This window comes from Microvirga sp. 2YAF29 (genome assembly GCF_052114605.1).
In the GTDB taxonomy this organism is placed as follows: domain Bacteria; phylum Pseudomonadota; class Alphaproteobacteria; order Rhizobiales; family Beijerinckiaceae; genus Microvirga.
This window is the reverse complement of sequence record NZ_JBFRFB010000002.1, coordinates 158,891-183,156: the sequence shown is the minus strand read 5'-3', so window position 1 is coordinate 183,156 and position 24,266 is coordinate 158,891. Positions and strand designations below refer to the sequence as shown.

The following is a 24,266-nucleotide window of genomic DNA, read 5'->3' as shown; positions in this document are numbered from 1 at the left end:
GACCGGCATGAAGCGCTTTATCGCCATTCTGACCATGACTGTTCTCTCGGCGGGGTCCTCCTTCGCTCAATCGGCGCGGCCTGGCTTGTTCGATGTCGAGCAGCGGCGTGCGGCCCTGACCCAGCCGGCCCTCGCCAATATCCGTGCCGCATGTCTTGCGATCCCGCGTGACGCAGCATGGAATTCATTGAAGCCGATCCCCGGCCTCAAAACCACGGAAGGCTACGGCACGGACGGCGCCGCCAACGATTACGCCTGGGCCGTAATGGTGCTGACGGGCAGAGCCCTTGCGGGAGATGCGGCGTCTGAAGCTGCGTTGCGCGATTTCTATCTCGGCTGGGCGAAGGCCAAAGCCTTCGAGAAGACCGAGGTCGAAAATGACGCCTATTACGCGCTCAAGCGTATCCTTCTTCCCACCATCGTCGGCTACTCGGTCATCCAGAAGGGTCTGGACGACGAGCAGCGCCGCATCATCGCCAACTGGATCGATCCCCTGGTGCGCAAGGTGGACTGGATCTTCGACGGAACGGTCGACCATAACAACCATCGTTATCTCACTGACAGCGTCCTCATGGCATGGGGCGCGGTGACTGGCGATGAGGCGCTTTATGCCAAAGGACAGGATCGCTACCGTACCATTCTGTCGGAGACGCGGGTGGATGGCAGCCTGCCGCTGGAGACGCGCCGAGGCTCGCGCGCGCTCTGGTACATGCGCCAATCGCTGGCGAGCATGACCGTGATGGCAGAGATTGCAGCCGCACGGGGAACGGACCTCTATGGCATGCACGATGGCAATGGCAGCTTCGACCGGGTTCTGTCTTATCTGCTCAACGGCTTAGTAGAGCCGAACGTGGTGCTTGCCTATGCTTCGGAGAATTACATACCGGGCGATGATGCCGATTTCCGCAAACCAGACCTGGGTTTCATGACGAAACGTGGCCATGGTCGCCACTACATGGCCTGGGCAGAGGCTTATCTTGCTCATGAGCGCCCCGGGCTCGCATCCAAACGGCTCAAAGCGCTGTTCGCACGAAGCTTGCGCAATGAGCGTCCGCTGATCGACGAGTTCGTCGGCGGCAACGCGACATGTATCTGGGGACGCGGTTGATCATGAACAGGTCCTGGCTTCTTCCTCTTCTTGCGACGACAGCTCTTCTTTCTGCTCCAGCTGCATGGTCTCAGAGCACGGCCGATGTCGAGAACTCCAACCAGTACCGTGCGACGATGGAGCGCGTTGAGCGGCTGCGCCAGCGTCAGGATACGGAGGCTGCCGTCGATCAAGCGCAACTGCTCGAAGATGGTCTTCCGGTCAGCGAGTCAAACCCGCTGCGGAGGGCAGATCCGAAGGAGGCCGAGCGTCTATATGAGCGCGCATTGGCAAGTCCTGGCCCGCAATGGCCGGCTGCCGCAGTGCGCCGCGCAAAGATGCTCCTCAGCGGCGATGGCGGACAGGCGGCCAACGAACGGGCTGCTGAACTTCTGCGGCGCGCCGCTGCCATGCAGAACCGTGAGGCAACTTACCTACTTGCCGGGTTGATGGAGAACGGCATCGGCATGAGCCGCGATCTCGCGGGTGCGCGCGCGCTTTATCAGGTGGCTCTGCGCCAGGGACATGGACCCTCCGGTGTCGCGCTTGCACGCCTGGAGCCGGACGCTGCCAAGGCGAATGTCTATGCCACCCAGGGCCTGCGTCTGCTCTTCCAGGATGCCAAGCAGGGTTCGGCGGATGCGGCAAGAACTCTCGCCGATCATTACCGAGTGACAAGCGATAGCCCGGAGCGTCTGAGCGTCGCGCTCGATTGGTATCGTCGTGCCTCGGATCTCGGCGATGCGGAAGCAGCCTTTCGCATAGGCCGCATGCGCTCCGATACAAAGTCTCCGCTCTATCAGCCGCAGGAGGCGCTGGCCGCCTTGGAGACGGCGGCTAAGCGTGGCTCGGTGGAGGCCGCGCTCGTTCTCGCGGAAGACCCTGCGAACGGTGGGGCTCTGGGTGTGCCTTCCGCACGTGCCGAACTCTGGCTCGACAGGGCCATCGAAACGAAAGCGCCACGCGCGCTTGTGATGGGTGCGGAGATTCACGCTCAGGACAAGCCAGACGAGGCGCGGCAGCTTCTGAACGAAGCCTTCAAGGTTGCGGGCACGGATCCGAGTGTGCTCGTCTCCCTGGGCCGTTTTCTCAGAAACGGTGATCTGATCGATCGTAATCTTCCGCTCGCTATCGACTTCTTCGATCGGGCGGCCAAACAGGACAGCACGACCGCGCTCTACGAATATGCCCGTACGATTTTGGGCTATCCCGATCCGGTCACCGCGCCCTTGCAGAAAATCGCTGTCGAGCGCCTGCAGGAAGCTGCCGAGCGCGGGCATGTGAAAGCCGCCGTCAGCCTGGGCGACGCGCTGATGCATGGCAACGGCGTGGCGTCCGCACCAGTCGAGGCGCTGCGCTGGTACCAGAAGGCGGCCGAAGGAGGCGCGACTGTCGCGCTGGTTCGGCTCGGCGATTTCTATGCTCTTCGCTCCGATGGCGTAGAAACACCCCGCGCCTTGGAATGGTATCGCAAAGCCGCCGACGCCAACAGTTCCACGGCCATGGTTCGGCTTGGGCGCATGTTCAGCGAGGGACGGGGCGTTCCGCAGGATTATGCATTGGCTGCGACATGGCTCAGCCGAGCGGCTGCGGCCGGGAGCGGGCCTGCGATGATCGAGCTGAGCGCTCTTTATTCCAAGGCCGGAGGACCGGGACACTTCAACCTCGCGCGGGAAGCCCTGGAACGCGCCGTCCGCTCCGGTGACGCTCGTGCGCCCATCGCCCTCGCAAAGCTCTATCTCGCGCGCGGCGAGCGTGTGATGGCGGATACGACCCTGCGCCGAGCGGCAGAGGGCGGCAACGTGGAGGCGGCGTTGCAGCTTGCCGAGACCTATCTGGCGACGAAAGTGCCGGACCAGGTTGCGCAGGCCCGCCGCTGGCTCGCCTTGGCCGAGAAGGCAGCCGTCGGAAATGACGAACTCGCGAGCCGTGTCGCGGTGCTGCAGCTGACGGACCCGGGTGCCGCGCAGCGTGGCGTCGGGGTTCTCGAGACGCTTGCCCGGAAAAACAATCCGGCCGCCATGACAGCGTATGCACAGGCTATGCTCAAGGGCGCAGGCGTCCAATCGGATGGTACACGAGCGGAGTCTCTGCTGCGCCGTGCGATCCAGCTCGGATATGATCCGGCGCGCTTCGTTCTTGCCAACGCCTATCGCGAAGGGGTGGGGGTGCCGCGCGATCCGACGCGCGCCATCGCGCTCTACCGCGAAATCTACAATGACGAGCCTGGCGACACGAAGGTCCTCCTTGCGCTCGGCGATGCCTATGTGCAGGGCAATGGTGTCGCGCGTGACCGCAAGCTTGCGACGCAGTTCTACACGCTGGCGGCGAAGAACGGCGATCCGGAAGGTCAGCTTCAACTCGGCATGGCCTATCTTTATGGCGGTGGAATCGAGCACGACGGCGCCAGATCGGAGCAGCTTCTGGCACAGGCAGCCGAAGCCAACGTCATGATGGCGCGCATCGAGCTTGGAAACGCCAAGGCTTCCGGAATGGGCGCTGCGGTTGATCCGGAGGGCGCGTTCGCATCTTTCCTGCGTGCCGCAGAGACCGGCTCTCCCGAGGCCATGATTGAAGTTGCTCGTGCCTTGCGTAAAGGCTTCGGCACGCAGGCCGATCCGGCGCTGTCGCAGACCTGGCTCGAGCGTGCAGCGCGTATTGGCTCTCAGGATGCGCTGTATGAACTCTACCGCGTCAATGCCGTCGCACACGATTCCAAACCGCAGGAAGCCGAACGCTGGCTGATGCAGGCGGCGCAAGGCGGACATCCGGCCGCCATGTATCACCTGGCGCTTCGCTATAAACCTGCAGCCGCCGACATGAGCAATGTGGACGATAACGAATGGCTGGCGAAGGCGGCTCGGGCGGGGCACTGGCAGGCGATCAAGGCCGTACGCAAGAGGAAGCTGCCTGAACCCGGCGACGCCGACGAGGATGAGTGATCGCACCGAGCAACACGTCCATTGGATCAGGCACAATCCATGAAAATGCGGCAGGCCAAGGCAGAATGGAGAACCGTTATGAAAAAGCTCGTTCAACTCGGCAGCTCCAGATCCTGCACGCGCATCGGTGCTGTTTTCGCCGCATCGTTCGCCACTCTGACGCTTCTTCCCGCTGTGACGAATGCTCAAGCGCAACGCTCTCTTGGCCCGAATGCTGATTTCAGCAAGATCTGCGCGCAGGCGCCAAAGACCATCCTCTCACGGGATTGGAAGAGGTGGGATAAATCGCAGGCCGCCAACAATCCGGACGAGATGTACGATGCGGCGGCTCTCTATGCGGATGGATCCGCGCAGGTGATGCGCGATCCCGCAACCGCACGCAAGCTTTTCGAGAGTCTTGCTAATCGCAACTGGCCCGGCAAGGGCCGGGCGACCTATCGCTTGGGTCGATTGATGCTCGATCCGGCTGTCGGCCCTGTCGATGCGGAGCGCGCCGCATCTCTTTTCACTGCCGCCGCATCCATGCTGCACATGGATGCCTCCGTACAACTCGCCCGCCTTCATGTGGAGGGGCGGATCGCCGGTGCCGATGTGAAGGAAGCCGAGCGGCTTCTTCGCACGGCATCCGCCGCGGGCAATGTAGACGGCGTCATCGGCCTTGCGCGTCTTCAGCGCAGCGGCCGCATCGGTGACGTGCCGAAAGCGTTGACGGACGATCTCGTCAAACTCGGATTCCTCATCCTTTACGGTGATCTCGGCAAAGGCAAGTGCAACTCCCTTTTCGAGATCGGCACCGTGCTCGCGGACGAGACGCTGGTGCCGGGCGGTCTGCCTGAGGCGGTGAAGTGGTTCGAAGCATCCTCCCGTCATGGCGACTACCGCGCCGATGTCGCGCTTGCCGAAATCTATACCGAGGGACGCGCGAACGCCTCTCTCGACATTATTCTCAAGCATCTCAACCGCGCCGCTGCTGCCGGTGTGCCTGAGGCCATGACATGGCTCGGCGAGCGCATGCTGCGTGGCGATGGAACCCCCAAGGATCTTCCGAAAGCGATTGCGTGGCTGGAGAAGGCAGGCGCTTACGCTGATATCGATGCCTATAAAATTCTTGCCCGGCATTACCGGGGCGAGTTCGGCGCGTCTCCCGATCTTCCGAAAGCTGCCGATGCGCTCATGCGCGCTTCCGAGCTTCCGGGCCACAGCCCTGGTGTGGTCGTAGCGCTCGCGCGCCTTCACGTAGCGGGCATCAATGGGCAGCCAGATATGAAGAGCGCGCTTGCTCTCTATCGCAAGGCGGCCGATCTCGGTGATCCTTCCGCTCTCACGGAATTCGCCAAGCTTCTGCTGGTTCGCCCGCAGGATGCGAACGGCACCGACATTCTCGGACTCCTTAAAGAGGCCGCAAGCCGAGGCAATCCCGAATCCATGAGCGTTCTGTCCGATCTCTATGCCTGCAGCGCCGTCGTCTCTCCCGACGCTGAGCAGGCCCGCGGCTGGCTGGAACGCGCCGCTGAAGCAGGACATGCGCGAAGCATCGCGGCACTGGCTGCGCAGGCCAACGGCGATCCTGCCGCCATGCAGCGGAGTATCTCCGCGCTCACGAAGTCGGCCGAGAGAGGCGACCGCGAAAGCATGATCCTGCTCTCGCTGGCCTACAGGACAGGGCAGGGCGTCGCGGTAGATGAAACTGCCGCCGAGCGCTGGAAGGTGGCGGCTCTCGCGCCCGGCGAGGACCGCTCGCGGGCTCTCCTCCTGCTGGCACGCAGGCTGTTGGGCGCGGAGGGTGCCTCGCGCGATGAGGCAACTGCGAAAGCCCTGCTCCAGGAGGCGGTGCAGGCTGGCGATCCGAACGCCATGCTGGAACTCGGCCGCTTCCTGGTATCCCAGGGCGGGAATGATCAGTGGCAAGGCGTGGCGCTTCTGCAGAGGGCAGCCTCTGCCGGAAATCCGACGGCCATGCTGGCGCTGGCGGATCAATCGGACGAGCAGCTTAGGCCGACCGCGAAAACTGCCGCCGAATGGCGGCGCGCCGCACTCGAAGCAGGCAGCGCCCGCGCCGCTATCGCGCTTGCATCCGCGTCGGCCGACCCAGCCGAGATGGCGCGCTGGGTGCAGCGAGCCGAGGCGCTCCCGGTCTGCGTGGCACGCGATATGGCCGAGCTGGCGCAGGTCTACCGCCGCATGCCGGATCCGCAATCGAATGATCGCGCGCGCATGTGGATCCAGCGCGCGCTCAACGACATCAGGCGAGAGCAGCCGGATCCGGCGGCACTTTTCCTTATCGGCTGCGTCATGCTCGATGGAGGGCCGGAGGAGCAGCAGGCGGCTATCGGGATCATCGAGAAGTCCGCCAATGCCGGCAAGGTTGAGGCAATGCGCTTCCTCGGGCGCAGTTATGCCTCCGGCAAGTTCGGAGAGGGAAAGGCCGATGAGGCGGTCGCCTGGCTCGGAAAAGCTCTGCGCCAAGGCGATGACGCCGCTGCCGTCGATCTGGGGCGTCTCGCGGGAGGTTCAGCGAACGATGAGGGATCGGCTATCGCCGTTCTGAAGGACATCGCCGAAGCAGGCTCCATTCCGGCCATGCGTGAATATGGCCGCTGCCTGCAATTCGGCTTCGGCATTCCGGCGGAGCCTGAGGTGGGTGCGGGCTGGCTGCGCAAGGCTGCAGAAGGGGGAGATACGGCATCCATGAAGGAGCTCTCGCGTGCTCATGCGTCCGGCTACGGTGTCGAATTGTCGGCGAATGCCAGCACTGAATGGCTGCTTCGCGCGGCCAATGCCGGCGACGCGGAAGCCATGTACGGCGTAAGCCTCGCGATGACGCTTGGGTTCGGAACGGATGTGAATGCGGAAGCCGCGCAGAAATGGCTGGCGACGGCGGAAGCGGCCGCACGCAAGTAGAACAATGGGGCGTTTCGGCGCCAGCGGCTTCACAGCCGGGAAAGATTGCAAGGGAGTGGGTCAATGATCAAGACAACGCACATTGTTATTCTCAGCTGCCTGATGGCGGGCACGGCCATCGCAGCCCCCGTTGCCGCTCCGGTCAAGCAGGAGAACGGCGGGGAGGCAGCTACTCCTTCAGGGTCGAGCCCGGCTCAGCTGCGCGCCATGTCGACCGCTCGCCTCCTCAAGCTCGGTGACGCCGCGCTGAAGGCGAAGGTAGATACGCCCGCATTCTCGACGGGTTTGAATGCGCTGCAGATTGCATCGTCGCGTGGAGATCGCGTCGCGACCCGGCTGCTCGCCAAGGTCATGGCACGTCACGAGGTCGGCATCGAAGGCGCAAACCGTGGAAAAATCGAAAGCAAGCTTCGTTATGAGGCCATGCGCGGCGCTTCCAGCTCCGTTCTCGCGGTCGCGGGCATGTATGACCGCGGGGAGGGCGTACCGGTCGACGTGAGTAAGGCGGCTCAGTGGTATCTCTGGGCAGCCCGTGTCGGCAACAATCGTGCCAGGGCTCACGTGGCCTATGCTTACGGGACAGGCCGGGGCGTGGAGCGCAGCGAGGAGGCTGCGCTGAAATGGCTCGATGACGTGAATGACGGGCGTACCCGGATGACTCTCGTCGAGATCGGCTGGGCTCTTGCCACCGGTATTGAGGGAAGCGCCGACATGCCTGCGGCCCTGCGCTATTTCGAGCGTGCCGCACAGATCAAGCCCAATGTCGCCTATCAGGTCGCCATGGATCTGGAGCGCGGTACGAACGGCGTCCAGGATCGAGCGGCGGCTGGACATTTGATCAAGGTGGCGGCGGATCGTGGCGACAGCGCGGCTGCCACCCATCTCGCCAACATGCTCGCAGGCAGCGACAAGATCGAGGATCAGCGTCAGGCAGTGCAGTGGTACACGCTCGCCGCGCAGGACAAGGAAAACGTCGCAGCCGCTCAGGGGCTGTCACGCCTTCTCGCCCTGCGCCCAAAAAGCGACGTCGTGCCGGACATCGTCGCCGGCCTTGAGAAAGCGGCTTCCGCCGGAAACCAGGAGGCTTTGATCGGCTTGGCGCAGGCCTATGCCGACGGAACGGGCGTCGCTGCGGCTCCTGAGAAGGCTGCAAGCCTGTTGCAGCAGGCAGCCGATGCGGGAATTCCGGAAGCCAAGTACCGACTCGGCCTCATGTATAAGTCCGGTACGGGAGTCGATGCAGATCTCGGCAAGGCGATCGAGTTGATGAGCAGCGCGCAGGAAAGCGGCTTTCCGCTTGCTGCCGTGGCACTCAGTTCGATGATGGAGCCGACGGCTACCAGTTCGGTGGGCGACCAACCGGTGCAGAAAGAAGCTGAGACAGGCAACGCTCTGAGGTAATCGGAAAGCGGGCAGGGGCTTCCAGCCGTACCTTGCCCGCAAATTTTCAGCAGGGTTGTCGAGGATCGATGATCTGCCCGAACCTTCCCGTCGTTTCGGTCTTCCTGCCGGCGACGATGTTTCCGCAAATCTTGCCTTGAGGATTGGTCATGACTTTCAGACTTCCGACTGCATTGTCGCGCAGCGTGTTGGCATAGGCGCTGTTCTGGATGCCGTCCTGTGCCGTGTCGCCGCCGAGCCTTATGCCTGCGCCGCGATTCCTGTAGACAATATTGTGGCGGAAGATATTGCCGTTGCCGCGCGCGTCGAGGCCGGCTGAATCCTTGTCCTTCTGACCGGTGCAGCGATTGTGCTCGACAATATTTCCCGATGATCCTTCCTTGATGTCGACGCATTCATTGCCGCGGGTATCGAACGTGTTGTGATGAATCCAGTTACCGTCGGACCGGTCGATAGCGGAATCCGGCACACCGTTCTTGCCCAACTGCTCCGGCGCGGTGCCGATATAGATGCCTTCTCCGTTCTTGCCACCGCCGTCGAAAACAAAATCGTAGACACCGCAATTTTGGATCGTGGAATGGGCGACCTCGTTGCGCCGTGCCTGGTAGCGGAATCTGATGCATTCACCGCCGGCATTTTTGAGTTTCATGCCGATGATCCGAACGCCTGTCACACCATCCCCGGAGTGGGCTCCGACTGCATAAATCAGCTTGTCCCTGTAGGCATCTTCGCTGTCGCTGGTACTGTGCTTACCATCGACCGTGAAGTTACGAAGTTCGATATAATCATGATTGATCTGAACGATACGCGGTTCACCGGCCCCGGACACGATAGCGTTTTTCTGTCCCTCGATGACTATGGGATTGCCCAGGCGCCCATCCCTGACGGTTTTAAAATCCTGAAAATAGCGCCCGGGCATAAGACGTATCGTGTCGCCGGGCATGGCGCGATCAAGCGCTTCCTGAATGCTAGGCAGCGGGTTGCCTCTTGTCCCGGCGCCGGAATTGTTTGCCATGGAACTGACGAAGTAGGTTTCCGCCGCTGCACATTCGGGCGCTGCCAACAAAGCCGAGGCCGCAAGCGTTGCGAAGAGCAAGGTATGGACGGTCCATGTCGGGCGCATGATCGTTTCCATTTCACGAGCTTTGCCGCCAAGTACACAGCGTTACTGGCGAGGTGAGATCATACGTCCCAACTTGCAATGCTTAAGATAAGGCAAAACTTGTGCGGCTGGGCTGCATATACATCATTGCCTTCACTTGTAGCGCGCGGCATCTGAGACGCGTCCGGCGCCGGAAGGTTACACGAAGCTGTGCCGATGAGAAAAGTCGAATGATATCAGTCTAGCCGCTTCAAGCAGGTCAAATCTTCCTAATGGAAAAATTATACCTCCTAAGCGGTATTCGATAATCCCTTTGCTGCAGTAGTGCATGAAACGCGGCTCTGTATAATTAGGGGTAATCTTTGCGAAAAGGCTCCCCCACATGTCAAATTTGCTGCAGATCACCACGATTCTGGGCTGCAAGAACTCCATGCTACGCGAGGGGCTCCGGCATATCCTATCAAGTACGCGCTACAAGGTACATCCGGATGATTTGACGAGTCGCTTCGCAAGCGGGTTGTCGAGCTACGGCACGCCCTGCCTGTTCGTGATCGACAGCAATCTTTATCCTGGGGAGATCAAGGACATCGTCGAGGATGTGAAGAAAGACCATCCTGACGGGCGCGTGGTCATCCTTGCCGATGGGTTCGATTTCGACGAGTTGCGATCCGTGCTGCATGCAGGGGCGGATGGTTATTGCCTGGCGACGACGGGCTGTGACGCCCTGGTCAAGTATCTGGACCTCGTCATGCTGGGCGAGGTCGTTTTCCCATCATCGGCATTGCTTTTGGCTCTTACGTCGGTTGGCGAGGCGAGAGAGATCCGCACGGAGGCTACTCCGATCACGATTTCTGCGCCGCAGCCCGAGCGCTCGGCCGATGCGAAGGAAGCGGTGATCCGGACGCTCTCGATCCGTGAGGCGGAGATCCTGCAATGTCTCATGCAGGGAGCGCCCAACAAGGTCATCGCGCGTAAGCTCGAGGTCGCAGAGGCGACGGTGAAGGTTCACATCAAGGCTATTCTTCGCAAGATCAGGGTCGCCAACCGTACCCAGGCTGCGATGTGGGCCGTCAATCACCTCTCCAATCAGGGCTCGGACGCTTCCTGGATTCCAGCGGGAGATGGATTGCCCATGCAAAGCGCATCCCTGATGAAGGTTTTGTGAGAGGGTGGTCCTTCTTTCCCTGCAAACGCCGCTGTTATAGCGTCACTAGAGAGCGGTCTGGGCCGCTCTTTCTCAATGTATCGTTTGATTGAGCTGCAGAGAGAACACCACGTCTCCTGCTTCGTCGACAACGTCAAGCCGCCACCGAGACCACTCGACGAGATCGGTCCCCGCTTCCTGGCGCAATTCCGCGATAGCCTTCATCGCTTGAACGCGCGCATGCTCGATATCTCTCACCTCGACTCCCTCGTCATCGGTCATCGTCTCATCGTCGCAAACTAGGTTGAAGTAAAATCTCATGGTCCGGTGCAGATGTGCTGTCACATTGATATGTTGTTTAGTGTACCGCAAGATCGTTTCCAGTGCCTTTGTAGTGAAATACGATTGCGCCATCCCAGCTCGAGCTTCGTACCTCAACTGATGAGAGGTTCCTATATGAGCTTTCGGTCGAGTGGGCTGAATGATCCGAAATAACCGCGATAGTCTTGGGCAGATTTAGCACGAATAGACTGTTGTTATGATATATAAAAACATAAATAATTTCTGATAATTAAAGAATGTTAAAATCAAGTGAATGGGATGACGTTGTTTTCGTTGTAAAATTAAGCTAATTTACCTAAAGAAAAGTTTGCGTCGTTACTAGGCAATCAAGACCGAAAGGCATCCTTCGATGCGTAAGAATTACGATCTGGATGGTTCGCCGCAAACTGTCGCCGTGTCGCTGGCGCGTGATGGTGCCTATCCGAGATATCTCGAATTGTCACGCTCCGTGGAGCCTTCGCGGCCTCAGGAGAATCTGGGTGTGGTTTCGACACTTCTCGTCGAGCCCAACACGCTGCTCCGCGAAGGCTTGAGGAGAATTCTCGCAGAAACGGCTTATGACCCGGTGGGGCTCTCGTCCAACCTGGTGGAAGCGCTGGGAGGTTTGGATGACAGCGGCAAGGTTTTCCTACTCATCATCGATGCCGCACGGGATCACCAGGAGACCTGCCAGCAGGTTCGGCAACTGAAGGAAAGCCAGCCTTTGGCGCGTGCCGTGATGCTCGTCGACGATTACGACCTTGCCGAGGTCTTCGCTGCGTTCCAGGCGGGCGCCGATGCCTACCTGATGAAATCTATCTCCTGCGAAGTCCTGATCAAGACGCTCGACCTCGTTATGCTGGGTGAAACGGTCTTCCCGTCAGCGGTTCTCGATCTCCTGCGCGAGCAGGTGCTGCAGAGAGCTGACGAGGTTGATGTTCAGAATGCCCCAAAGCCGGGCGAGGACAGCGCGCCTGCCAAGGGTCTGTCGGTTCGCGAAACCGTGATCCTGCGCTGCCTCATGGACGGTGACTCGAACAAGTTGATCGCCCGCAAGTTCGATATCACGGAAGCCACCGTCAAAGTCCACGTGAAGGCGATCCTGCGCAAAATTCATGCAAAGAACAGGACGCAGGCCGCCATCTGGGCCGCAAGCCATCTGCCGGCGGATGGGCGCTCTTCCACAAACTGAGACACTGATGAAGCTTTCAGCATCGGCCCCAAAGCAGAGAGAACTTTGGGGCCGATGTTTTTAACGCGGTCGTGAGCTTTAAGCCGAGCGAAGCACGGGCGCGCTGTCCCGCGCGTGATCTTCCAGAATCATGGCTGCTCCCTTCTCGGCAATCATCAGGGTCGGGGAGTTCGTGTTGCCGCTGGTGATCGTCGGCATGACGGAGGCATCGATCACACGAAGCCCTTCGATGCCGCGCACCCGCAACCTTCCGTCGGTGACGGCCATCGGATCCGAGTCGATTCCCATCTTCGCTGTGCCGACCGGGTGGAAGATGGTCGTGCCGATGTCGCGGGCGCCGTTGAGGAGTTCCTCGTCGGTCGTCAGGTTCACTCCGGGCTTGTACTCCTCAGGCCGGTACTTCTGAAGCGCTGGCATCGACACGATATGCCTTACCAGACGCAGCGAATCGACCGCCACGCGCTGGTCCTCATCGGTCGTGAGATAGTTCGGCCGAATGAAGGGCGCATCAGCCGGATCGCTGCTGCGGATCGCGACCGTGCCGCGGCTGGTCGGGCGCAGATTGCAGACGCTTGCAGTAAAGGCGGGGAAGGGGTGCGGATCCTCTCCGAATTTGTCGAGCGACAGGGGCTGGATATGGAACTGGAGGTTTGGCGTCGCATAATCCGGTGACGAGCGAGTGAAGGCGCCGAGCTGCGACGGGGCCATGGTGAGCGGCCCTTTGCGGAAGAGGGCATATTCGAGGGCCATGCGGCCCTTCTTCATGAGCGAGCGATAATCCTCGTTCAGCGTGCGAACGCCATGGACCTTATAGATCGGGCGCAGCTGGAGATGATCCTGCAGATTTGCGCCGACGCCGGGCAGATCCTGCAATGGTTCGATCCCATTTTCCCGCAGCAGCGTCGCGCCGCCGATGCCGGAAAGCTGCAGCAGTTTGGGCGATGCGATGGCGCCAGCCGATAGAATGACTTCCTTGCGCGCGTGGATGCGGCGCAAGGTGCCATTCTGCAGGATCTCCACACCGACGGCCCGCTTGCCCTCGAACAAAAGGCGCGTCGCATGGGCATGAATCTCAAGAGTGAGATTTGGGCGCGCGAGGGCAGGCTTGAGGAAGCCACGCGCGGCGGACCAGCGCCTCCCGCTTTTCTGGTTCACCTGGAAATACGAGATGCCCTCGTTGCTTCCCGTGTTGAAATCGCTCACGCGCGGAATGCCTGCCTCGACGGCGGCCTCGATGAAGGTGTCGAGAATGTCCCAGCGCAGGCGCGCGGCCTCGACACGCCATTCTCCGCCCGCGCCATGGTGCTCACTCGCTCCGAGATAATGGTCGAGGTGCTGACGGAAGATCGGCTTTACGTCGTCCCAGCCCCAACCCTCTAGGCCCGCCTGCCGCCAGTTATCGTAATCCTCTTTCTGGCCGCGCATATAGACCATGGCGTTGATGGCCGAGCAGCCGCCCAGCACCTTGCCGCGCGGATAGTTGAGGATGCGGCCTTTCAATCCGGGCTCGATCTCGGTTTTGAACATCCAGTCCGAGCGGGGATTGCCGATGGCGAAGAGGTAGCCCACAGGGATGTGGTACCAGATCCAGTTATCCCTGCCGCCTGCCTCGATCACACAAACCTGGTTGCGCGAATCTTTGGACAGGCGGTTTGCCAGAACGCAGCCGGCAGAGCCCGCGCCGATGACGACGTAATCAAAAGTGCTGACGTTGGGATTCGTATTGGACATGGCCTGCCTCCATTGGCAGATTCGTCGATCGTGAGACGCCGGGTCGAGCCGACTCTTATGCCGTTCGCTTGGGCTTGCGCTTAAACAGTTCCAGGATCTCGCCCACGATGCCCCGGCGGAACAGCAGCACGCAGATGACGAAGATGATACCGATCAGCACGGTCACGGGGAAATCCCAGGCAGCAAGATAGTTCTGCAGCGCGATCACGAGGCCCGCCCCGACGACAGGGCCGATCATCGTGCCGATGCCGCCGAGAAGCGTCATGAGGATCACTTCGCCCGACATCTGCCATGTCACGTCGGTGAGTGTCGCGAACTGGAAGACTATGGCCTTCGTGCCGCCTGCAAGACCGGCGAGCGCCGCCGACATGACGAAGGCGCCGAGCTTGTAGCGATCGACCCTATAGCCCAGCGAGACAGCGCGCTTCTCGTTCTCGCGGATCGCCTTGAGGATATTGCCGAAGGGCGAGTTCACGATGCGCCAGATGAGAAGGAGGCCGACTAGGAAGATCGCCAGCGTCACGTAATACATGGTGTATTGGTCGCTGAGATCGATCAGCCCGAGCAGATGACCGCGCGGCACGCCCTGTATGCCGTCCTCGCCGTGGGTGAACGGTGCCTGGAGGCAGAGGAAGAAGAACATCTGCGAGAGCGCCAGCGTGATCATGGCGAAGTAGATGCCCTGGCGGCGGATGGCGAGCAGGCCCATGACGAGGCCCATCACGGCGGCACCGGCGACGCCGAGAAGGATGCCTGCCAGCGGTTCCCAGCCCCAGACCTTGACGGCATGGGCGGTGAAGTAGGCCGCGCCGCCGAAGAAAGCGGCATGGCCGAAGGACAGGAGGCCGACATAGCCGATGAGCAGGTTGAATGCGCAGGCGAAGAGCGCAAAGCACAGCATGCTCATCAGGATGCCGGTGTAGAAATAGAACGGCGCGATCAGCAATCCCGCGATGGCGACAGCCCCGAGGATCAGGCCGGTGATGCGCAGCTTGGGTTGCTCCGCGACAGCTTCTGTTCCGATAGCCATGATGTCACTCCTCCCGCCCAAAGAGGCCTGCCGGCCTGACGAGCAGAACGATGGCCATGACCAAGAAAATAACGATGCTCGACGCCTGCGGGTAGAAGACTTTCGTGAGACCCTCCAGCACGCCGAGCATATAGCCGGTGACGATGGCGCCGAGGATCGACCCCATGCCGCCGACAACCACGACGGCGAAGACGATGATGATGAGGTTCGTGCCCATCAGTGGGCTCACCTGATAGATCGGTGCCGCGAGCACGCCTGCGAGCGCGGCAAGGGCGGCGCCTAAGCCGTAAGTAAGCGTGAGCAGAAGCGGCACGTTCACGCCGAAGGCCTGGACCAGTGTCGCGTTCTCGGTGGCGGCGCGCAGATAAGCGCCAAGCCGGGTCTTCTCGATGAGAAGCCATGTGCCGATGCAGACGATGAGGGAGGCGATGACAACCCAGCCGCGATAGATCGGCAGGAACATGAAGCCGAGATTCACCGCGCCTGTGAGCTGTTCCGGAGGCGCATAAGGATTGCCCGCCGCGCCGAACCAGTAGCGGAAGGCGCCTTCCAGGATGAGCGCGAGGCCGAATGTCAGCAGGAGCCCGTAGAGTGGATCGACGCCGTAGAGACGGCGCAGCATCACGCGCTCGATGACGATGGCGATGGCGCCCACGATGATGGGAGCCAGAACGAGAGAGGGCCAATAGCCGATGCCGGCATAGGTGAGCAGCAGATAGGCGGCGAAAGCACCAAGCATGTACTGCGCGCCATGGGCGAAGTTGATGACGCGGAGCAGCCCGAAGATCACCGCGAGCCCGAGGCTGAGCATGGCATAGAACGAGCCGTTGATCAGACCGATGAGAATCTGGCCGTAGAGGGCAGGGGTGGGGATGCCGAAAATCGTGCTCATGATGCCTTATACCCCCAGCACTTCGTGAAGCTCGTCCATGCGCGCATCGAGCTCATTCCCGGGGAACGAGCTCACCATCCGTCCGTCCTCCATGAGGTAAAAACGGTCAGCGACTTTGCGCGCGAAGCGGAAATTCTGTTCGACGAGAAGAATGGTCATGCCACGGTTTTTCAATTTGACCAGCACGTCGCCGATACGCTGGACGATGACGGGCGCAAGCCCTTCCGTCGGCTCATCGAGCAGGATGACTTTCGCGCCCGTGCGCAGGATCCGGGCGATGGCCAGCATCTGCTGCTCACCGCCGGAGAGTTTGGTGCCTTGGCTCGTGCGACGCTCGTACAGGTTCGGGAAGAGCTTGTAGATCTCCTCCACGCTCATGCCGCCTTCCGCGACCGTCGGTGGCAGGGCAAGGTTTTCCGAGACGTTGAGGCTCGCGAAGATGCCGCGTTCCTCCGGCACGTAGCCGATGCCGGCTTGCGCGACCTTGTGCAGGGGAAGGCTCAGGAGGTCCTTGCCGCGCAGTTTGATGACACCTTCGCGGCGACGCAGGATGCCCATGATCGCGCGCAAGGTCGTCGTCTTGCCCGCGCCGTTGCGGCCAAGCAGCGTCACGGTTTCACCCTCACGGATGTCGAGATCGACGCCGTGGAGCACGTGGCTCTCGCCGTACCAGGCATTCAATCCGCGAACTTCGAGGAGAGGCGCCTTACTCATGCTCGGTCCCCATATAGGCTTCACGCACGCGTGGATCGGCGCTCACGGTATCGTAGGTTCCATCGGACAGGATCTCGCCGCGCGCAAGAACTGTGACGCGGTCGCACAGGTCGGAAACCACGTTTAGATTGTGCTCGACCATCAGCACCGTCCGATTTTTCGCAATGCGGCGGATCAGGTCGGTGATGCGGCCGATATCCTCGTGGCCCATTCCGGCCATCGGCTCGTCGAGCAGCAGCATGGCGGGATCGAGCGCGAGCGTCGTTGCGATCTCGAGCGCGCGCTTGCGGCCATAGGACAATTCGGATGCGGTCAAATCCGCATAGGTCGAGAGATTGACGGCATCGATCAACTCCATCGCCCGGTCGTCGAGAGCCGAGAGGCTATTGGATGAGCGCCAGAATTGTGTGGCGAGGCCGGATGGGCGCTGCAATGCCACGCGCACATTGTCGAGCACAGTCAAATGCGGAAATACCGCCGAGATTTGAAAGGAGCGCACGAGGCCGAGGCGCGCCACCTCGGCGGGTTTCATGCGCGTGATGTTTTCTCCGCGAAAGTGAATTTCACCGCGGGTCGGCGTGAGAAATTTGGTGAGCAGATTGAAGACCGTGGTCTTGCCGGCGCCGTTGGGGCCGATCAATGCATGGATCGTGCCTTCGTTGACGGATAATGTCACGTTCTTCACGGCGATGAAGCCGCGAAACTCCATGGTGAGGCCCGAGGCGCTCAATATCGATTGGGTACTGACCATATGGCAGCCATCATCCTCGTGCAAAAGAAGAGGTGAGGATGCAGGACGCATCCCCACCCGAATCGTGATGCTTACTGTGTGATCTGGCAGCCGCTGTCGGCAAGGCTCAGGTAAGCCTGATCGCCGGGCACCTTGGCGAGCTGCTTGTACATGTCCCACTCGCCCTTGCTCTCTTCAGGCTTCTTCACCTGGAAGAGATACATGTCGTAGACCATGCGGCCGTTGGGCAGAACCTTGCCGCTCTTGGCGAAGATGTCGTTCACCGGCATCTCGTGAAGCAGCTTCGCCACTGGCTCGGTCGCGTCCGTTCCGGCCTTCTCGACGGCTTTCAGATATTGCAGCACAGTCGAATAGGTGCCCATGTGGATCATGTTGGGCATGCGGCCGGTCTTTTCCTGGAAGCGCTTGGCGAAGGCGCGGTTCTCGTCGCTTTGGTCCCAGTACCAGCCTTCCGTCAGCGTCAGGCCCTGCGCTGCTTTGAGGCCGAGACCTTTCACTTCCGCCAGCGTGAAGAGCAGAGCCGCAAGGCGCGTGCCGCCCTGGGTGATGCCGAACTCGGCAGCCTGTTTGATGGCATTCGCGGTATCGAGGCCGGCATTCGCCAAGCCGATCACGTTCGCGCCGGAGCTCTGGGCCTGCAGCAGGAAGGACGAATAGTCGGTGGCTGCCAGCGGGTGGCGCACGGAGCCGACGACCTGACCGCCCTTCGACTTCACGAACTTGGAGGTCTGATCCTCAAGCGAGTAACCGAAGGCATAATCCGCAGTGAGGAAGAACCACTTGTTGCCGCCGTTCTCCACCAATGCGCCGCCGGTGCCGACCGCGAGCGCATGCGTGTCATAGGCCCAGTGGAACCCGTAAGGCGAGCACTGCTTGCCGGTGAGGTCGGTTGTCGCCGCACCGGTGGTCATGGTGATTTTCTTCTTGTCCTTCGACAGGCCCTGCACAGCGAGCGCGACGGAGGATGTGGTCAGCTCCATGATGGCATCGACCTTGTCCGTGTCATACCATTGACGGGCGATGCTGGAGGCTACGTCGGGCTTGTTCTGATGGTCGGCGCTGACGATCTCGACCGGAACACCAAGGACCTTGCCGCCGTAATCCTGAACCGCCATGCGGGCTGCTTCAACCGAGGACTTGCCGCCGAAATCGGCATAAACGCCGGATTGGTCATTCAGGATGCCGATCTTCACCACGCCGTCAGAGGCCTGCTGCGCAAAGGCCGACGACGCCGCTACGGTGCAGCTTAGGGCAAATAAAAGTGGCTTGAGGACTTGCATCTTTCTTCCCTTCATGGATCGAGGCGAGGTTGGTCCTGCCTTGTGTTGAGCCGCATGGTGAAACCACCAAAATGGACGGTCAAGAGAAGGTAACGGGCGTTTCGGTCTTAGCAATGCGATGGCGTTTCATCCTTAAGTCGCAAATATTCTCAAAGGAGTATCGTCTTTGCCTAATCCTTGGGCTCATCCCGCCCGGACGGCATTCCTGACCGGCGCGCAGGGTGGTTCACATGGTGCAGATGAGAACCTATATCTGGCTTGAAAATCCCCTATCGCACAGGTTGGAGTGAAGCCCGATGACCGTCCATGCCGCGCCGTCCCATCGCATCCCGGACTTGAAGGATCCGTCTCTGCTTGTGTCGCAGGCTTATGTCGCCGGCGAGTGGATCGATGCTCCTGACGGCAAGACCATTGCCGTGACCGACCCCGCCGATGGTGCGCTCATCGTAAATGTGCCCGATCTCGGGCCCGACATCGCCCGCCGTGCCATCGACAAGGCACATGAGGTGCAAAAGGAGTGGGCCAAGCGCACCGCCAAGGAGCGCAGCGCCATTCTCAAGGTCTGGTACGACCTCATTATCCAGAATGCCGACGATCTCGCCCTCATCCTCACCACCGAGCAGGGCAAGCCCCTCGCCGAGGCCAAGGGCGAGGTGATCTCCAACGCTGCTTATATCGAGTGGTTCGCGGAAGAGGCCAAGCGTATCGACGGAGACATCATTCCCGGCGCTAATCCAGGGCAGCGCATCTTGGTCCTCAAGCAGCCGGTAGGTGTGTGCGCCGCCATCACGCCGTGGAACTTTCCCAATGGCATGATCACGCGTAAAGTGGGCCCGGCGCTGGCCGCCGGTTGCACCATGGTGCTCAAGCCCGCAGCTCAAACTCCGCTCTCCGCGTTCGCCTTGGCCGTACTGGCCGAGAGGGCCGGCGTACCCAAAGGCGCATTCTCGGTCATCACTGGCGAGGCCAAGCCTATCGGCGAGGAGTTCTGCCGCAATCCGAAGGTGGCCAAGATAACCTTTACCGGCTCAACCAATGTGGGCCGCTGGCTCATGCGCGAAGCCGCGGACGGCATCAAGCGGTTGTCGCTGGAGTTGGGCGGCAATGCGCCCTTCATCGTGTTCGACGATGCCGATCTCGATGCGGCGGTCGAAGGCGCGCTGGCCTCGAAGTTCCGCAATGCCGGACAGACCTGCGTGTGCGCCAACCGCATCTATGTGCAGGAGAGCGTGGCGGAGGCCTTTGCCGAGAAGTTCGCGGCCAAGGCCGGAGGCCTCAAGCTCGGCCGGGGCACGGAGGCAGGCGTCGCAATGGGGCCGCTGATCGATGACCGCGCGGTGGCCAAGGTTGAGGAGCATGTGGCCGACGCGCTCGAGAAGGGCGGCAAGCTGGTGCTGGGCGGCAAGCGCTCCAGCCTCGGCGGCACGTTCTTCGAGCCCACGGTGATGACGGGGATCACGCAAGCGATGAAGGTGACGAAGGAGGAGACGTTCGCGCCGTTGGCTCCGATCATCACGTTCAAGAATGAGGCGGATGTGATCGCGATGGCGAACGACACGGAGTTCGGGCTGGCATCGTACTTCTATGCGCGGGACATGGCGCGTGTTTGGCGCGTGGCCGAGGCGCTGGAGAGCGGGATGGTGGGCGTGAACACGGCAGCGCTTGCCAATGAGATGGCGCCGTTCGGGGGTGTGAAACAGTCGGGCTTGGGCCGCGAGGGCTCCAAGTACGGCATCGAGGGCTTCCTCGAGATCAAATACGTCGCGCTCTCGGGACTGTAACGCGGAAGTAAAGAAAACCCTGCTCGGTCCAGGCCGAACAGGGTTTTCGATGTGCAGGCCGATCGGAATGTTCAGCGCTGACGTGCGCTCAGCAGAAGCTCCGCCAGTTCGGCAAAGCCATCGCCGGAATGGCCTTTGGCGATATAGGCCGGCTTATGCTTCAAACGGTGTTCGAAGGCGTGAATGTTGGCGACGCCGACGCTGAGAGGGAAAGCCTCGAACATGGGTTCGTCGTTGGGCGAGTCGCCTGCGTAAATCACGCATTCCTTCGCCTGCTCCCAACTCAGTCCGAACACTTCGGCAAGCAGCGTCTTGGCCATGCTGAGCTTGTTGTAGTCGCCAAACCATCCGTTCACGTGAATGGAGCTGACTTTCGCCTGCGCACCGTGGCGTTCGAAGATGGACACGATCCTGTCGACTTCCGATTCTGGCAAAGCTGGAACGTCCTCGCAGAAATCGATGGCGAGATCGGCGACACGATAGGCCTGGTCGCTGGCGAGGGCCGATCCCGGCACGGATGACAGGACGTCCTTCTCGATGGCATCGAGCTTGGCGCGGTTGCCTTTCAGTTCCTCAGGTTTCGCCCAGAAATGCTGATGCATCTTTTTCCGCTCACGGTCGTAGCGGAAATAAAAGGCGCCGTTTTCTCCGACGATGGCATCGACCGGCCACATGCGGGCGATGTGATCGCACCAGCCGGCGGGGCGCCCCGTCACCGGGATCACAAGAAAGCCGGCGCACTGCAGGTTCTCCAGGGCGGCATAGGCCGAGGCCGTCAGCATGCCCTCGGATGTGATCGTGTCGTCGATATCGGTCAGGATCACGCGAACCGAGCGAGCCTTCTCAAGCGGCAACTGAGCCAGAGGGTTCATGCCGGGCCTCCTGGGATGGTGATTTGGGCTAAGCGGCCGATCTCGATCATGAGCAGGCGTTCCTTCGCAGATATTCGTTAGGCGACTAAAAGGTTATCGGGCGCAGCATCAAGCATAAATGAATGGAATGTTCCAACATTTTTCCCGAAGCTGGGCCGTTTTCAGCAGATTTGCGGCCGTCTTGAGGGACGATCTTTGCTGATCCGAGCCTGGTTCTGTCGTAGTTGGACAGCATGACAAGCGATGCTTTGATTCTGCGTGCCGTCTTCGATGCAGCCCTCCGCTCGGCTCTGCCGGATGGGAAGTTCGACGGGCGCCTGCCGCCCCGGCCGAAGGGCCGAACCATTGTCCTGGGAGCCGGAAAGGCATCGGCTCGCATGGCGGCGGCCTTCGAAGAGGCGTGGGCTGCGGCGGGCGGCGCCTGCGAGGGTCTTGTCGTCACGCGCTATGGGCATGCGGTGCCGACGCGATCCATCGAAATCGTCGAGGCCGCACATCCCGTTCCGGACGAAGCGGGGCTTCAGGCGGCAGGGCGCATTCTCGAACTCGCCAGGGAAGCAGGCCCCGACGATCTCGTCGTCTGCCTCATTTCCGGCGGTGCATCGGCGCTTCTGTCGCTGCCTGCCGAGGGCATCACATTCGCCGACAAGCAGGCGCTCAATCGCGCGCTCCTGAAATCCGGCGCGCCGATCGGCGAGATGAATTTGGTGCGCAAGTCGCTCTCCGCGATCAAGGGCGGGCGGCTTGCAGCGGCCGTTAAACCTGCTCAAATCGTCACCTATCTCATCTCGGACGTGCCGGGAGACGATCCATCCAGCATCGGCTCCGGACCGACGATACCGGAGCGCATCGATCCGCAGACCGCCCTGTCGATCCTGCGCAAGTACAATATCGATGTTCCTGCGCATGTGGTGAAAGCCATCGAGGCGAACGCCGTCGACGATGCGGCGTCCGGCGGTGAGGCTCACATGCTGGCCACGCCGAAGATGGCGCTCGATGCAGCTGCTGCGAAAGCGCGCGAACTCGGCTTGACGCCGTTGATCCTCGGTGATGCCATCGAAGGAGAGGCGCGTGAAGCGGGCCGCGTGATGGCTGGCATTGCGCGCTCCTCGATGATGTATGGTGAGCCGGTCAAGGCGCCTTGCGTCCTGCTCTCCGGCGGTGAAACCACGGTGACCGTGCGCGGCTCCGGACGCGGCGGACGCAATGTGGAGTTTCTGCTCGCATTGGCGCTGGAGCTTCGTGATGAATCGAAGATCTCCGCAATCGCCTGCGATACGGATGGAATCGACGGATCGGAGGATAATGCCGGGGCGTGGTTCGATGCCGCGATGTTCGACATCGCCCGCGAGAAGGGCATCGATCTCGATGCGCATCTTGCCAATAACGACGGCTATTCTGCTTTCGCCGCCCTCGACCGGCTCATCGTGACAGGGCCGACCCTGACCAATGTGAATGATTTCCGTTGCATCCTCATCCGCCCATGAGGATCGTCAGAAGACGCTGTTGGCTCCCGTCACGTTCTTCTCAGGGATCGTTATCGTGACGGTGGCGCCTTTGCCTTCCTGACTTTCAATCTGCAAGCCGCCTCCATGCAGCTTCAAAATGTGCCAAGCGAGGCTGAGCCCCAAGCCCGTGCCTGGAAGTTGCTTGGCGTTGCGGCCCCGGAAGAAGGGCTGCATCAGGAAGGGCAGGTCCCATTCGGAAATGCCGATGCCTTCGTCCTTCACGACGATGGAGATGCCGTCCTCCATTGCACGGGCGGTCGCCCTTACCGGACAGTCTGGCGGCGAATATTTCATGGCATTGGACAGGATGATCACGATAGCCTGTTCCAGCAGGATCGGATCGCCGATGATCGTATCGGGCAAACCCTGAATGTCGATGGTGAAGGGGCGGTCAGGCTCGTGGCTGCCCTGTTCCTGGCAAGCGCGCAGGATCAGGCTTTCAGGATTGAACTCGCTGGGGTTGAGCAGCATGCCTCCCGCACTCGCGCGCGTGTAGGACATGATCATCTCGATCAGCTCGTCCAGGCGTAGGCTCGCCCGCCAGATCCTCTCCGCGCGGCCGCGCACGTCCTCCGGGCTCATCTTGTCCGCACGGCGCATGATGCCTTGTGCAAGGGCGTTGATGGCGGAAAGAGGTGTTCTGAGCTGATGTGCGAGAAGCGCAATGCGGTCGAGAGGCTGCGCGGTTCGCTTCAAAACGTCCCGGCTGCCTTTCGCGCGCGCAGTCTTGATTGGCTCCTTTGGAGCCTTTGGTGCAGAGGACACAGAAACTCTCAACCCCAAAATTATATAACATTTGTTGCCCCATTGCTCGAATTAGCGCAGCCAAGCCTGTTGTCCATGCGCGCAATGAAATAACTGAGCATGTTATTGGGGATTATTGATTTGCGTATAGATGCGAGAATTTACCTGCATAATTTAGTTATTTGATTGTCTGTGCAATAAAGGATCGGATCGATCGCTTGTAAAATAAGGTGTATCCGCAATGTTTTAAGCGCATTTTATTCAGCATAAAATTCAACTTCTGAACATTTATTGAAGTGGCAATTGATTGATCCGATCCCGGTTTACGATAAGGCAAAGCTTGAAACCTTCTGTGACGCCCTGCGTTCTCACTCCAGAATATCAATTTATTGGAGAATTTATCATGGATAACGATCGCACCGAAGGTAGCATGAAGAACATTAAGGGTCGCGTGAAGGAAGGCGTCGGGAAGGCCATCGGCGACTCCAAGCTGGAAACCGAAGGCAAGATGGATAAGGCTGAAGGCCGCATCCAGAATACCATCGGCGGCATAAAGGACAGCCTGCGCAAAGGCTCCTGATCACCCTAGATTTTCTGACGAAGGCCCGGCTTCATGCCGGGCCTTTTTCATGGGGCTTTTCGGATCACGAAGGTAATCGCATTACCGTCCTGCCGTTGTTCGAGCAGGTCATCGCCCAATTCGCGGATGAGGTTGGGTAGATCGATCCCAGCGAGAGGATCGGTGCAGATCACGCAAAGCTGATCGCCAGGCTTTAGGGTCAGGAGTGTTTTGCGCGTGCGCAGCACCGGCAGCGGGCATTTCAGGCCGGAAAGGTCCAGTTCCACCATTGCAATTCTCCGGCTTCCGATGAG

The 24,266-nt window shown here is 60.7% G+C and carries 20 protein-coding genes; 9 read left to right on the top strand and 11 right to left on the bottom strand.

The window, feature by feature from the left end:
- The first annotated feature begins 7 nt into the window (after positions 1-7).
- The 4 genes from AB4Y85_RS03195 (at position 8) to AB4Y85_RS03180 (ending at position 8,331) form a co-directional block, all read left to right on the top strand.
- Entirely contained in the window at positions 8-1,108 is a 1,101-nt protein-coding gene (locus tag AB4Y85_RS03195) for an alginate lyase family protein (protein WP_441983409.1), read from the top strand.
- A gap of 2 nt (positions 1,109-1,110) precedes the next feature.
- A complete protein-coding gene (locus tag AB4Y85_RS03190) occupies positions 1,111-4,029 on the top strand; it encodes a hypothetical protein (RefSeq protein ID WP_441983408.1) in 2,919 nt (972 codons plus the stop codon).
- A 78-nt stretch (positions 4,030-4,107) separates the two neighbouring features.
- Positions 4,108-6,930, top strand: coding sequence for a hypothetical protein (locus AB4Y85_RS03185; RefSeq protein WP_441983407.1), 2,823 nt, complete (start codon positions 4,108-4,110; stop codon positions 6,928-6,930).
- A gap of 63 nt (positions 6,931-6,993) precedes the next feature.
- Positions 6,994-8,331 (top strand): tetratricopeptide repeat protein, encoded by a 1,338-nt coding sequence (locus AB4Y85_RS03180; protein ID WP_441983406.1) that lies wholly within the window; start codon positions 6,994-6,996, stop codon positions 8,329-8,331.
- A gap of 46 nt (positions 8,332-8,377) precedes the next feature.
- Here AB4Y85_RS03180 and AB4Y85_RS03175 read toward each other — a convergent pair whose 3' ends face one another.
- A complete protein-coding gene (locus tag AB4Y85_RS03175; protein WP_441983405.1) occupies positions 8,378-9,466 on the bottom strand; it encodes a right-handed parallel beta-helix repeat-containing protein in 1,089 nt (362 codons plus the stop codon).
- A gap of 349 nt (positions 9,467-9,815) precedes the next feature.
- Between AB4Y85_RS03175 and AB4Y85_RS03170 the strand changes: the two genes are divergently transcribed.
- Entirely contained in the window at positions 9,816-10,598 is a 783-nt protein-coding gene (locus AB4Y85_RS03170; RefSeq protein ID WP_441983404.1) for a LuxR C-terminal-related transcriptional regulator, read from the top strand.
- Positions 10,599-10,670: 72 nt separating this feature from the next.
- Here AB4Y85_RS03170 and AB4Y85_RS03165 read toward each other — a convergent pair whose 3' ends face one another.
- Positions 10,671-10,898 (bottom strand): DUF6894 family protein, encoded by a 228-nt coding sequence (locus AB4Y85_RS03165; RefSeq protein WP_441983403.1) that lies wholly within the window; start codon positions 10,896-10,898, stop codon positions 10,671-10,673.
- Between the two features lie 370 nt (positions 10,899-11,268).
- Here AB4Y85_RS03165 and AB4Y85_RS03160 point away from each other — a divergent pair, with 370 nt between their 5' ends.
- Complete coding sequence (locus tag AB4Y85_RS03160) at positions 11,269-12,090, top strand: LuxR C-terminal-related transcriptional regulator (protein WP_441983402.1); 822 nt, start codon at positions 11,269-11,271, stop codon at positions 12,088-12,090.
- A 78-nt stretch (positions 12,091-12,168) separates the two neighbouring features.
- On the opposite strand, the gene AB4Y85_RS03155 is transcribed toward AB4Y85_RS03160, so the two are convergent.
- The 6 genes from AB4Y85_RS03155 to AB4Y85_RS03130 form a co-directional block, all read right to left on the bottom strand.
- Entirely contained in the window at positions 12,169-13,821 is a 1,653-nt protein-coding gene (locus AB4Y85_RS03155; RefSeq protein ID WP_441983401.1) for a GMC family oxidoreductase, read from the bottom strand.
- 55 nt (positions 13,822-13,876) lie between these two features.
- Positions 13,877-14,851 (bottom strand): branched-chain amino acid ABC transporter permease, encoded by a 975-nt coding sequence (locus AB4Y85_RS03150; RefSeq protein ID WP_441983400.1) that lies wholly within the window; start codon positions 14,849-14,851, stop codon positions 13,877-13,879.
- A gap of 4 nt (positions 14,852-14,855) precedes the next feature.
- Positions 14,856-15,743: a branched-chain amino acid ABC transporter permease gene (locus AB4Y85_RS03145; protein ID WP_441983399.1), complete on the bottom strand. Its 888-nt coding sequence runs from the start codon at positions 15,741-15,743 to the stop codon at positions 14,856-14,858.
- A 6-nt stretch (positions 15,744-15,749) separates the two neighbouring features.
- Positions 15,750-16,457 (bottom strand): ABC transporter ATP-binding protein, encoded by a 708-nt coding sequence (locus AB4Y85_RS03140; RefSeq protein ID WP_441983398.1) that lies wholly within the window; start codon positions 16,455-16,457, stop codon positions 15,750-15,752.
- Positions 16,450-17,208, bottom strand: a complete 759-nt coding sequence (locus AB4Y85_RS03135; RefSeq protein WP_441983397.1) for an ABC transporter ATP-binding protein — start codon at positions 17,206-17,208, stop codon at positions 16,450-16,452. The genes AB4Y85_RS03140 and AB4Y85_RS03135 overlap by 8 nt, the downstream gene beginning before the upstream one ends.
- 71 nt (positions 17,209-17,279) lie before the next feature.
- Entirely contained in the window at positions 17,280-18,488 is a 1,209-nt protein-coding gene (locus AB4Y85_RS03130) for an ABC transporter substrate-binding protein (protein ID WP_441983396.1), read from the bottom strand.
- 296 nt (positions 18,489-18,784) lie between these two features.
- On the opposite strand from AB4Y85_RS03130, the gene AB4Y85_RS03125 reads away from it, so the two are divergent.
- Entirely contained in the window at positions 18,785-20,269 is a 1,485-nt protein-coding gene (locus AB4Y85_RS03125; protein ID WP_441983395.1) for an NAD-dependent succinate-semialdehyde dehydrogenase, read from the top strand.
- Positions 20,270-20,340: 71 nt separating this feature from the next.
- Here AB4Y85_RS03125 and AB4Y85_RS03120 read toward each other — a convergent pair whose 3' ends face one another.
- Complete coding sequence (locus tag AB4Y85_RS03120; RefSeq protein WP_441983394.1) at positions 20,341-21,141, bottom strand: HAD family hydrolase; 801 nt, start codon at positions 21,139-21,141, stop codon at positions 20,341-20,343.
- Positions 21,142-21,374: 233 nt separating this feature from the next.
- On the opposite strand from AB4Y85_RS03120, the gene AB4Y85_RS03115 reads away from it, so the two are divergent.
- A complete protein-coding gene (locus AB4Y85_RS03115; RefSeq protein WP_441983393.1) occupies positions 21,375-22,628 on the top strand; it encodes a glycerate kinase type-2 family protein in 1,254 nt (417 codons plus the stop codon).
- Between the two features lie 6 nt (positions 22,629-22,634).
- On the opposite strand, the gene AB4Y85_RS03110 is transcribed toward AB4Y85_RS03115, so the two are convergent.
- Entirely contained in the window at positions 22,635-23,345 is a 711-nt protein-coding gene (locus AB4Y85_RS03110) for a sensor histidine kinase (protein WP_441983392.1), read from the bottom strand.
- 451 nt (positions 23,346-23,796) lie between these two features.
- Here AB4Y85_RS03110 and AB4Y85_RS03105 point away from each other — a divergent pair, with 451 nt between their 5' ends.
- Positions 23,797-23,973 (top strand): CsbD family protein, encoded by a 177-nt coding sequence (locus AB4Y85_RS03105; RefSeq protein ID WP_441983391.1) that lies wholly within the window; start codon positions 23,797-23,799, stop codon positions 23,971-23,973.
- A 47-nt stretch (positions 23,974-24,020) separates the two neighbouring features.
- Here AB4Y85_RS03105 and AB4Y85_RS03100 read toward each other — a convergent pair whose 3' ends face one another.
- The gene (locus AB4Y85_RS03100) at positions 24,021-24,242 is read right to left on the bottom strand and encodes a sulfurtransferase TusA family protein (RefSeq protein WP_441983390.1); all 222 of its coding nucleotides are present in this window, start codon (positions 24,240-24,242) and stop codon (positions 24,021-24,023) included.
- Between the last annotated feature and the right edge of the window lie 24 nt (positions 24,243-24,266).

Excerpts from the sequence above, each read along its gene's own strand:
- AB4Y85_RS03195 (WP_441983409.1), top strand. The coding sequence starts at position 8 with ATGAAGCGCTTTATCGCCATTCTGACCATGACTGTTCTCTCGGCGGGG.
- AB4Y85_RS03190 (WP_441983408.1), top strand. The coding sequence starts at position 1,111 with ATGAACAGGTCCTGGCTTCTTCCTCTTCTTGCGACGACAGCTCTTCTT.
- AB4Y85_RS03185 (WP_441983407.1), top strand. The coding sequence starts at position 4,108 with ATGAAAAAGCTCGTTCAACTCGGCAGCTCCAGATCCTGCACGCGCATC.
- AB4Y85_RS03180 (WP_441983406.1), top strand. The coding sequence starts at position 6,994 with ATGATCAAGACAACGCACATTGTTATTCTCAGCTGCCTGATGGCGGGC.
- AB4Y85_RS03175 (WP_441983405.1), bottom strand. The coding sequence starts at position 9,466 with ATGGAAACGATCATGCGCCCGACATGGACCGTCCATACCTTGCTCTTC.
- AB4Y85_RS03170 (WP_441983404.1), top strand. The coding sequence starts at position 9,816 with ATGTCAAATTTGCTGCAGATCACCACGATTCTGGGCTGCAAGAACTCC.
- AB4Y85_RS03165 (WP_441983403.1), bottom strand. The coding sequence starts at position 10,898 with ATGAGATTTTACTTCAACCTAGTTTGCGACGATGAGACGATGACCGAT.
- AB4Y85_RS03160 (WP_441983402.1), top strand. The coding sequence starts at position 11,269 with ATGCGTAAGAATTACGATCTGGATGGTTCGCCGCAAACTGTCGCCGTG.
- AB4Y85_RS03155 (WP_441983401.1), bottom strand. The coding sequence starts at position 13,821 with ATGTCCAATACGAATCCCAACGTCAGCACTTTTGATTACGTCGTCATC.
- AB4Y85_RS03150 (WP_441983400.1), bottom strand. The coding sequence starts at position 14,851 with ATGGCTATCGGAACAGAAGCTGTCGCGGAGCAACCCAAGCTGCGCATC.
- AB4Y85_RS03145 (WP_441983399.1), bottom strand. The coding sequence starts at position 15,743 with ATGAGCACGATTTTCGGCATCCCCACCCCTGCCCTCTACGGCCAGATT.
- AB4Y85_RS03140 (WP_441983398.1), bottom strand. The coding sequence starts at position 16,457 with ATGAGTAAGGCGCCTCTCCTCGAAGTTCGCGGATTGAATGCCTGGTAC.
- AB4Y85_RS03135 (WP_441983397.1), bottom strand. The coding sequence starts at position 17,208 with ATGGTCAGTACCCAATCGATATTGAGCGCCTCGGGCCTCACCATGGAG.
- AB4Y85_RS03130 (WP_441983396.1), bottom strand. The coding sequence starts at position 18,488 with ATGCAAGTCCTCAAGCCACTTTTATTTGCCCTAAGCTGCACCGTAGCG.
- AB4Y85_RS03125 (WP_441983395.1), top strand. The coding sequence starts at position 18,785 with ATGACCGTCCATGCCGCGCCGTCCCATCGCATCCCGGACTTGAAGGAT.
- AB4Y85_RS03120 (WP_441983394.1), bottom strand. The coding sequence starts at position 21,141 with ATGAACCCTCTGGCTCAGTTGCCGCTTGAGAAGGCTCGCTCGGTTCGC.
- AB4Y85_RS03115 (WP_441983393.1), top strand. The coding sequence starts at position 21,375 with ATGACAAGCGATGCTTTGATTCTGCGTGCCGTCTTCGATGCAGCCCTC.
- AB4Y85_RS03105 (WP_441983391.1), top strand. The coding sequence starts at position 23,797 with ATGGATAACGATCGCACCGAAGGTAGCATGAAGAACATTAAGGGTCGC.
- AB4Y85_RS03100 (WP_441983390.1), bottom strand. The coding sequence starts at position 24,242 with ATGGTGGAACTGGACCTTTCCGGCCTGAAATGCCCGCTGCCGGTGCTG.